Here is an 8,702-nt window from a genome sequence, read left to right as displayed (position 1 = left end):
AAATTTTGGGGATTTGTTAAAAATCTTTTTAAGGCACCTTAAAGTTTATAACAACCAAAATTATAATCTCCAGTAACAAGGCATTATAGTTAGTATAGGTAATAATAATTTCATTCTTTTCATAACTGTTCCTTTTTAACATCCATATATATTTAATTTTATTCCAAAATATAATGTAGATACCCAATTCACCAAATAATGAAAATTAGTGACTTATTTTTTGTTAAAAAAGATAAAAGGCTTTAGTTTTCGCTTTTATCTCTATAAATTTATTTTTTATATAGTTCTTAAAATTAGACTAAATTTATTAACGCCTAAATGCTGCGCATAAAAAAATAAAAAGGCACAAAATGCCTTTTTGCACGATAAACCGCTTTTTGTTCTGTAAATTAACAGCGCCAACTATTTATCTAAACATATTAAAATAATATGCTTCCCGATCTTTATTCATTTATATTAATCAGGTTCCCCTACCAAAATTTGGGTTTCTAACTCATGGAGTTTACATCGTTGCACCTTAACTAAATAAGCTCGTCTCTGTTGCACTAGTCGTCAATTATTTAAATAACTGCCTAGGCTTATTTGGCCTAGCATGATCACTACTTGCATCGCAGCAAGTGCTAGAGCGGATTTTCCTCTACATAAAATAATTATGCAGCAGTTGGCTGTGCATAATTATTTTACTCTATTTTTATTTTTTTAGCTAAATCCTAATAGAAATCTTCGGGATTAATTTTATCAAGTCCAGACCATGATGAATTCGAACGCTTATTATTTAATTTCATGAATTTACCATAACCGCCTTCTTTTAAGGTTAGTAAGATATATTCTTTTTTAGAAATCTCATATGCTTGTCCGCCCTCGCTAATCTTATATTTAAATCTAGTTAAATTGCCCTTTTCTTTATCATTATAACCAGAACTAGTAATTAAATAAGTAATTGATTCAGGACCATAATTACTATCATCAAAGTAAGTTCATGACTTGACAAATCAAAAACCAGATTCACTTACTGCATAATTAGTAAATTGACGACGATCAATATCTTTTGTAAAATAGCTTTGCATACCTGAAAATTTAGAACTTAAAAACGGAATGGCCGAAATGTTAGTTCCTTCCTGAATCTCTCATAATAACGAACGAACACCTGTATATAAATTAATTTTTCTTTGACTCACATCACGTTGAGCAATATCTGTTTCACGCCCAAATGTTTCAAAAAGAATATAATCAATCGCCACCTTAAAACGATATAACGCCTGCCATTCAGGTGTCTTAGATCTGACTTTAAAACTACTATCTTGAGTATTTTTATTCTTATAATATTCAATACTTAACATTTTAAAGATTTCATTAATCAATGACAGTGCATCAAGGTCGGGAGAAATATTATCTGGATCATCATTTTGAATGTTGCTCGTTGAAGTCGAATTGCTTAATTGTCCAATACTTACAAAATCAAGCAGAGTATTAATATTGGTACGCTTTGTTGGATCAGGATTCATATTAATGTTTCGCAAGCCATTATATAAAACTGAATCTTTTAAATTGCTTTTTCCAAATAATAGATTTATAAGCTTAATCAAACGAGCACCATTAATAGCCTTAGTTTCACCAACAAAAGAAGCAATAATCTTAAGATCATTAAATGAAAATCCGGCCTTAATTTTTTCAATGGCATCAAGGAGTCATTTGACTGGTTCAAATATTGAAAAATTTTTACTATAGCCAACAATATGATCGATAGTTCTCTTAACAACTTTTCGTTTATAAAAATCAGTTTCGATTAATTCTTTAAAAATAGCGCTAATTAATTCTTTGATAAATGAAATATCTTCGGCTGTAACATTTTCCAATTTTAAATAATTTAATACATGACCAATAACAATCTTCATTAAATCATCGTCTTCAACAACTGCTTCCAGTACTTTTGTTACATTATCTTTTAATTTTTGTGAAACTTTTTCTAATGTTTTAGTTACTATTTCACCAATATTTGTTGCTTGGACTTTTGGTTTTGTTAGAAAATCAGATATAACATCGCTAATTAACGTTTTTAAAATTGGTTTGTCTACAAATTTATCAACTATAGTTTGTAATTCGGACTTAGGTATTAAATCTTGTTTTATTTCTTGCCATTTTATCTTTTTAATTTGGTCTTTAAAGATTGTATGAACAACCTCGATTATGGCTTCCTTGCCAACAGTTTCGCTAGAATCAAGTGAACCATTCAAGCCAGTTAATACATTGAATATTGTGCCTTCAATATTCTTTAAAAACTCTTTTTGTTCATCAGAAATAACTGGATTTAGCACATTTTGAGTGTTATTAGATATTGTATGTTGGTTGTTTATTTGATTAGTCAATTTTGGTATATTTCTTTCCAAATAATGATATAAAGAACTAAATTCTTTAACTAACTGTTCTTTTGATATGTTATTTCCAATAAGTGATTTAAACATATCCTCTATATTTTGGGATGTAAATAAAGCCTTTCAATCAATTTTCTTTAACCCTGAAATTATTTTTGATATCAATATATTTTGATCAAAATGGCCCTTTGAATCAATAATATCAATGTCAACAAGACTCTCAAAAAGCTTACTTATTATGTCTGATACAATATTTTTATTACCTAGATTTTTAATAATTCTGGTACCCAAGTTAGCAATATTTTCAAACTCGTCGCTAGTTGAATCAAATTTTAATTCTGAATGAATTGCATTCAACATAAATTTAACTAAACTATTAATATACGCTTCATCAGAAGTGGCATTAGAAACAATTTTTTTAATAAAGTCACTGATCGAAGACTTATTTAGGTTCAAAAGTTTCTTAATTAATTCATTTATATTATGAATATTCTCTAATGATTTTTGGTCTAAGGAAATTAGTGTATTAATAAAGCTAGTTATAAGGTCCTTAGTATCGTCCTTATCAAAGATAAATTCAATAATCTTTTCTTTTGTTTTGTCAGCAAAATCTCGAGCGTTTGAATCAACTTTTAAAATAAGATTTGTTAAAAAGTCTAATTTAGTTTTTACATACTCTTTTATTTTTGGAGATTTACGTATCTTTTGAACTAGACTAGGAATTTCTTTTTTGATAGACTCGCGATCAGAGGCATTTAAAATTGAAAATCCAACTTTAATTAATCTAAAAATATCATTTATATTTATCTTAATTCCCTCTTTTTTATTGAACTCAACAATTGTTTTATTCTTTGATTTTTCTTGCAAAGTAACAGGTGGAGTAGTAAAAAGCAACTCTAGCTTATCAAAATTATTTATAACTAAAAGAATAATATTAGCTAAGTCATGCGAGTCTAATCCTGATAAGAATTGGTCTAACTTATCTATGTTTATTTTATTAAATATGCTAATAAGGTCGAACGCACTATTAAAGTTATATTTCTCAAAATTGAATTTATATTGGTTAATATTTTTAACTAATAATTTAATGGCAGATTTAGTTATAGCATTGCTTATATTAAGATCTGGGAGGAAATTAATTGCCTTGTTAAATATTGCTTTTAGCGATTCTTTTTGGCCGTTTTTAAATTCAATGCCATTAAGTTTTTCGGCAACAAATTCAACTAAGAAATTAGCAATTGATTGCTTTAATTGTTCGCTTTCTTTTGATAATAAAATATTATTTAGAATCAAGTCTACCTTTTTAATTATCCAATCCTCGTTAACTATGAAGAAATTCTTAAATCAGCCTTCAAAAGAATCTACATTCTTTAGGACATCCTCAAGCAATAATTTTTCAATAATTTCATTGATATTTTGTGAAACAAGATCATTATATTTTAGATTAATAAGATCTTTCGTGTCTTTAATTATTGAAGTAAGAGCCCCTTTTGAGTGTTCTCCTAAATTTAAATTAGATAAATTTATATTATCAAACATATTATTAATCAATTGTTTAGGATTAATATTTTTTAAAATAAATTCTAAAAACTCTTTTTTGCCTAACAATACTTTTAAAGTTTCTACAAGTTTTTTTTCACCTAGTGCCTTCTTGTCTTGTTTTATAATTAAAAGATCAAAAATTTGTTCTATATTTTCCTTATTAAAACTAAATGTTTGTTTAAGGGCATCACTCAATTTTTTTTGGAAATCAATATAACTTGATGTATCTGTTAATTCGCTGAGTTTTTCTTCCAAATTCTTCTTTAATTTATGGATTAAAGGATTATTTGGAATAGATTTTAATAATGATTTTAGGTAATTAAGTACTATTAGATCTTCATTGCCACTAAATTTTATGTTTACTTGTTGTTTTACTAAACTAATTAGATATCTGGCAATCACATCCAGCAATTCCTCGTCACCCAATATACGGTCTAAATTGGTTTTAATGAAATTTAATAAATTATTTGTTTTAACATTTTTAAATAATTTAATCGCAAGTTTATTTGCATCTAAAACTATCGGTTTGTCATCGGCAAATAAACTATTTAAAATTAAAACTAAACCTTGTTTATTTTCTTCGTTTAATAAAAGGCTATATGACTTGTTAATAATTAGACTAGCTAATAGTGAATAATCTCCTTTATTATTTAATATTTCCTTAATAACTGTCTGATTGCCATTTTTAAGAGATTTAGATAGTAAATCAGATAAGAATTTCTTAAAACCTTCGTTTTCTTTTAGATCGTAGATAGCATCAACTAAATAAGGTATTAATTCCTTCTTATTTTCAGAAGAAAGTTTGTTCAATATCTTTTGAACTATACCTAAAATTTTTTCAACATTAATGTTTGGAATAGTTTTTTTAGTTGGTTCTTGCAATGAAGATGCTGTAGATTCATCATTTGTTGACTTCTCGTTCAAAGCAAAAAGATGCACAGCATTTAGAAGGAGAGTTTTTAATAATGTTTTTAGCTCATCTTTTGATATCTTGTTAATAAAGAAATCCTCAGATGCTTCAACAATTTTTATAATATCTAAATCATCAATAAAGTCAACAATTTTTGCTCAATCATATTTATTAAAATCAATACCAAATTTCTTGATATTTGAAGTCATTGTATTTAATAAGCTTTCGACCAATGGCCCAAATATTTTTTTATCCTTAACAAAGGCAATTGCTTTTTTGACTATCGATTTGATGTTTCCTTGTTCACTAACACTTAATTTTTTGTAATTAATTTGAGTAGAAATTAAATAAACAACTATATCAACAGTTTTTTGCTCGCTTTGTTGATTAACCAAAATAACATTGTTTATTATGTCTAAAATAAATTCCTTCAAAAATTCCTTATTTTCATTAATTAATAAGAAAAATAATTCATTTAAATTTTTTACATTTTTAATTTTTTCATTTGAAACTGAATTTTTAATTAATTCCTTAATTTTTGGATTTATCTTGTCATCTCATTTTTTAATTATTAATGCCAATACATTATTTAATAACCCTTTAACATCATCTCTAACATTTTGGGGCAGCTTTGCAAAATCAATCTTTTTAGGGATATCCGCAACAATTTTTTTAAGATTTAGCTTGTCAAGAATAAAATCAACATTATTTTCATTTTTTAAAAATATTGATAAAACATTAATAAATTTGTTAAATCCATCTTTTTCTTTTGTATTCTTTAGGCTTAAAAAATCAAGAAACATTTGTATTGCACCGGGGTTTGTTGATTCAATCAAAAGATTGCTTAATTCTTCTTTTAGATATAAACCCAACTTATCAAAAGTGTCGATTTTTGATATATCAATTTTTTTAGTTATCTTCTTAAAATTATCAATAAAGTGTTTAAATAAGTTTGAATCCTTAATGTTTCTTAAAATGCTTTGTATATAAGTTTCGATCAGTTCTTTTTCAACATTGGTTAGTTTTACATTTAACGATGAATTAATGTATGAGGTAAGAACATTCACTAATAATTTAGTATTTTCCTTACTCGATGTTTGTTGCAATAAAGTCTCTACTAATGTTATCAATCCATTTTCTTGTACTCTTTTTAAGGTTGAAACAACAAAAGCAAATAGCGAACTTTTGTCATATAACTTACCATTATCAACAATGTCATTTACCAAAAATTTTAGCTTATCAATAATTATCTTATTATTAACTGATTTATATAATGAAGAATAACTAGACTTTACAAACTCTTCTATATTATTAAATTCGGGATTTGCTGATAGTATTTGTTTCTCATAACCTTGTTTTTTAATGAAATTAATTAATGGATGTATAACAACATAGTCTCCAAGTCTATCTAAAATTTGGTTAAATAAGCTACCCTTTGCAGTGATATCGTCAATCAATAATGAAAATAAGTCTTTTATATAGTTCTTACCTGTTATATTCAAAATGTTATCAGAATTATTTGCAATATTTCTAAGCAATGTAAGCATAGCTTCTCTTGTTTGATCATCAAGCAGGTTACTTATATTATTTGAATTTATTATGTTTTCCGCTTGCACTAATCCAACTCCGAGATATTTTATTCCATTATAGTATTTATTAAGATCAATATTAGGCGTTCTAGGAACATTGCTAATTAGAGCAAAAAAGACACGATTATTTTTATTGGCATCCTTTGTATTAAATAGCAACCCCTTAACAAATGCTTTAATAAATGAATGTGTATCTAACAACTTATTATCTTTGTATGAATCGAGTGTAGTTTCTACAAAAAGATCAAGAAGTTCATATGAATACTTAAAATCTTTTAGATTTTCCACTGTTGTTTGAATGAAATATTTAATGTCATCAAGTCTTTCTTGCGGCACTCTATAAACATTTTTTAAGGAGGTTGCAATCTTATCAATAATCTTTTTTAGAGATCCTTTATCTTTGATTAATCAATCAACAATTGCTTGAAATAGAGAAATAATTTCTTTCTTAGAGTCCCTCAAAATATCATTTATAAAACCATCAAAATTAGTATTAGCAAAATATAATTCGCTTTTGCTTAATAAATTATCCACTGCCTTATTAACAAGATTATCAAATTTTACAACTATATTTTTATCCATTGTTTTCTTATCTCATAATGGCAATAGCTCTTGTGGAAATAGTTGCTTAATAGATTTGTTTGAAAATAATATTTTAATTAATGACGCTAAATTTTGTCTAATAAAAACCTTATTTTCAATTTTAGATAAATAGTTAGAATTTAATACTGATTTTAAGATTAAGTATATACTGTTTTTATCTTGAAATTCTTGCGTAAGAATTTTCCTAATTTCAGATGTTAAAGTATTTTGAGGAGATTTTTTTGCCAATAATTGCGAAACCTTGATATTTGCCTTATTAAGAAAGTGTTGAACATAAACTGAATCAAACAGCTGTTCAAATAATGAAACTATTAAATTATTTTTATGCTTAGATATCAATGAATTTATCAATTCATTAAATCATGTTTTTGCCTCTTTATCATTAATGCCAATAATTGAAAGAACGTTATCAATAAAAGTTTTAAGTTGTTCATTATTTAGCATTTTTATTTTACTACTAAATTCAGCCAAAACAGTTTGAGCAAAAACATTGCTTGATTCAGAAGCAATAAGACTACTATTTTTTGAATTTTTTTCAAATGGATACGGTTTCTTAAATGTATCTACATTATTTCCAACTACTCCAAAAATTAATGATTTAATTGTTGTTGCTTTTTTTATAAATGAAATTGCTTTATTGTGATTTGAAAATTCATTGTTGTTGAATAATGAATTATATTCTGTAATATTTGTAGACATTTTTGCAAATATGTCCTGCGCAAGTTTTTTATAACCGTTGACACTTGGGAAGATACTTAAATAATCAGTCGAAAATTGTTCAGCATTTTCATAAATGCTATTTTCAGATGAAAAACTATAATAGTTTAAACTCTCACTGTCGGCAATATTGCTAATTGTTTTATTCAATAAATCTGTTGTTGTTTTTAAAACGTTATTTTGAAAATTACCTTGAATATTGATAGTATGAATTAAAGGCGCACTATATCCAATTAGATTGATATTTATATTAGGATTTATTTGTTTTATTTCCCTAACTATCTCTGTATAATTTTTTGACAATTGTGCAATTCTTGCTGAAATAATTTTATTATAGCCTACAATAAATTGATTTTCCTCTTTTTTATCTTTAAATTGTCTTAATACTAATGACAAAATTTCATCTTTCTTAAAGATATCATTAAATCCTAATGAAATGGTTATAAAATTTGATTCTTTAATATTACTAATAACCTTTTTACTATTCAAATTAGCATTATACAAACCTAATTTTTTATTTAGATTTATTACCTCATTAAATTCATTTAAATTGCTAGTATTGGTTGGTTTTAATAAATGCAATCAAGCATCAGTAGTAGAATAAGATAAACCCAGATTTTCATATCTATTTAATATTGTTTCATCATCATTAATTAGCGAGATTGAATTAGCTAAATATGAGGCATATGAAATTCCGTATACTTCATTATCTTCTTTGCTAAAAAAGTTATTACTATGAGCATTAAAACTATTATTATTTCCAGCTGCATAATCATCACCGATGGCAACATAATTTATTTTTCCGCTAACTGGTTTTTGAATATTTTTCTTTTGAATTTTAGGTTTTGCTTGATCTGGTGCTTTTTTATTATCACAAGAAATAGAAGTAATTGGGATTACTAATCCAAGTGATAAACCAACAGTTATTTTAGTAACTTTTTTAATCATTTCTTTCGTTTTCATGAGAAA

1 protein-coding gene and 1 other RNA gene are annotated in these 8,702 nt (G+C 25.9%); both read right to left on the bottom strand.

Annotated elements, in window-relative coordinates; translation table 4 throughout:
• Positions 1-361: 361 nt before the first annotated feature.
• Positions 362-673, bottom strand: an RNA gene (gene rnpB / locus ACWXVO_RS02430) — RNase P RNA component class B.
• 37 nt (positions 674-710) lie between these two features.
• Positions 711-8,696, bottom strand: coding sequence for a hypothetical protein (locus tag ACWXVO_RS02425; protein WP_456002380.1), 7,986 nt, complete (start codon positions 8,694-8,696; stop codon positions 711-713).
• Positions 8,697-8,702 lie beyond the last annotated feature (6 nt).

Source organism: Mycoplasma sp. 1890 (assembly GCF_053851615.1).
Note: the sequence above shows the minus strand (reverse complement) of the source record. Positions and strands in the feature narration are given on the sequence as shown.